Genomic DNA, 2,463 nt, shown 5'->3' on the forward strand with positions numbered 1-2,463 from the left:
CGTGGGCTCGGAGATGTGTATGAGAGCAAGCCCATGAGCAGCAGCACCATCGGCCCGGCGCAGGACGATCTGTTTGACCGACGGCCGCTGAGCTTCGATCCGGGCCTGAAACGCAACCGCAGTAATCGGCTGCTGACAGGCGTTGCCGGACTGTTTGCCGCCATCGCCATCCTGCCGCTGGTGTTGGTGATTTTCCACGTGCTGGTCCAGGGGGGCAGGCTGCTCACCCTGGGGCTCTTCACCGAGCTGCCGCCGCCTCCGGGCCTGGACGGGGGAGGCATCGGCAATGCGGTGCTCGGCACGCTGGTCGTCACCCTGGTCGCTGCTCTGGTGGCGATCCCAGTGGGCGTCGGAGGGGGGATCTATCTGAGCGAATATTCGATGGGTGGGTGGTTCGCACGCTTTGTGCGCTTCGGCAACGACGTGCTGGCGGGGGTGCCTTCGATCATCTGCGGCGTGTTTGTGTACGGGGCGATCGTCGCCTCACGCATTCTCTTCGACCGCAGCTACAGCGCCCTGGCTGGCGGCCTGGCCCTGGCCGTGCTGATGCTGCCCACCGTGATCAAGACTACCGACGAAGGTCTCAAGCTGGTGCCGCAGGAACTGCGCTGGGGTGCCTATGGCGTCGGTGCTTCCCGTTTCGTCACCATCGTGCGGATCACCCTGCCGTCGGCCTTCACGCCGATTGCCACCGGCGTGGTGCTGGCAATCGCTCGGGCCGCAGGAGAAACGGCTCCGCTGATCTTCACAGCCCTGTTCTCTCCCTTCTGGCCGGAGAGTCTGCTGAGCCCGATCGCGACGATGTCGGTCTTGATCTTCAATTTCGCGATCATGCCCTACGAGGCGCAGAACGCCCTGGCCTGGGCCGCCTCATTCGTGCTAGTGGTGATGATCTTGATCGCCAATCTGCTGGCCCGCTGGTTCAGCAGCATCGCCCAGAGATGAGTTCTCTTCTTCGTTTGTAGTACCGATTTACTCCCCGCCCGATTCCCCCCGCTCTGCTCCGATGACTTCCACGCTGCAAAAACCAAAGGCTCTCGCACAAGACATTTGCATGTCACTGCAGAACGTGACGATCTCCTACGGTAAGTTTGAGGCAGTCCGTAATGTCTACATCGACATCCCTCACGGCCAGGTCACGGCCTTCATCGGTCCATCCGGGTGCGGTAAGTCCACGGTTCTGCGAGCTCTGAACCGGATGAACGATCTGATCCCGGGCTGCCATCTCAAGGGCCGGGTAATCTTCGACAACCACGACCTCTACGAACCCCATGTGGATCCGGTCGAAGTACGCCGGAGGATCGGCATGGTGTTTCAGAAGCCCAATCCCTTTCCCAAGACCATCTACGAGAACATCGCCTTCGGTGCCCGGATCAATGGCTATCGCGGCGATATGGATGAACTGGTCGAGCGTTCCCTGCGCAAGGCGGCCGTGTGGGAAGAATGCAAAGACAAATTGCAGGAGAGTGGTCTCGCCCTCTCCGGCGGCCAGCAGCAGCGCCTCTGCATCGCCCGCGCCATCGCCACCGAGCCGGAGGTGATCCTGATGGATGAACCCTGCTCAGCTCTTGATCCGATCTCCACCCTGAAGATCGAAGAGACGATGCACGAGCTCAAGCGCAGCTACACGATTGTGATCGTCACCCACAACATGCAGCAGGCCGTGCGGGTGGCGGACATGACCGCCTTCTTCAATGCCGAGGCCGTGGAGGGTGGCTCCGGCAAGGTGGGCTATCTGGTGGAGTTCAGTGAAACTGAGCGGATTTTCAATGCCCCGGGGCAACAGGCCACGCAGGACTATGTTTCTGGCCGCTTCGGCTGAGTCAAGCGACCAGTGAATCGGCTCACGATGAAACTTGCTGCTGCCTTGGTCTTCTTCTGACGAGACTTGCTTCACCAGAATTGACATTCAATTGAATTCCGGGTGAGTTGAACCTCCACGATTGACAAGCCTGCGCCCGCTTGCCCATGGATTCCCTCACGATCTTCGGGGTAGCCGCGGTCGCGGTCATGCTGATCGCCTACATCCAGGAAGAGAGGGCGGCCGGCTGGATCCTGGTGTTTGCGGCTGGTTGCCTGGCCTCCGGCATCTACGGGCTTCTGGCGGGTGTCTGGCCCTTCATGGTGGCGGAGATGCTCTGGAGCGTGGTGGCCTATCGGCGCTGGCGGCGGCGTCGGATCCGGGATCGTTCAGCGGCGATCGAGGCAGGCAGCCTGGAACCAGCGCACAAGGGACAACTTGATTAGGTAGCAAGCGCCGCAGCCAGCCCGGACGACTCTAGAGTGGTACCTACGTACCAGGGGCGACGCCATGGCTATGAACCGAATCCAATTCTAGCCTGGAATGTCCGTGCCCCAGTTCATAGATCTCTACGGCACCGAGGAGAAATGCGAGGCTGCCCTTGAGGCAGCTCGCTGGCCGGAGGGATTCCGCTGTCCTCGATGTGGACAGAAGGAGCATGG

The 2,463-nt window shown here is 61.1% G+C and carries 4 protein-coding genes; all 4 read left to right on the forward strand.

The window, feature by feature from the left end; all coding sequences use genetic code 11:
* The first annotated feature begins 33 nt into the window (after positions 1–33).
* The gene (gene pstA, locus VB716_RS11180; RefSeq protein WP_323270513.1) at positions 34–945 is read left to right on the forward strand and encodes a phosphate ABC transporter permease PstA; all 912 of its coding nucleotides are present in this window, start codon (positions 34–36) and stop codon (positions 943–945) included.
* Between the two features lie 61 nt (positions 946–1,006).
* Positions 1,007–1,822 (forward strand): phosphate ABC transporter ATP-binding protein PstB, encoded by an 816-nt coding sequence (gene pstB, locus VB716_RS11185; RefSeq protein ID WP_197155877.1) that lies wholly within the window; start codon positions 1,007–1,009, stop codon positions 1,820–1,822.
* 146 nt (positions 1,823–1,968) lie between these two features.
* Entirely contained in the window at positions 1,969–2,247 is a 279-nt protein-coding gene (locus VB716_RS11190; protein ID WP_323270512.1) for a hypothetical protein, read from the forward strand.
* Between the two features lie 97 nt (positions 2,248–2,344).
* Positions 2,345–2,463 (forward strand): transposase (locus VB716_RS11195; protein ID WP_323270514.1); only part of this gene is annotated, 119 nt, incomplete at its 3' end.

The sequence above is a fragment of the Synechococcus sp. CCY9201 genome, from assembly GCF_034931105.1.
Lineage (GTDB): Bacteria > Cyanobacteriota > Cyanobacteriia > PCC-6307 > Cyanobiaceae > CBW1002.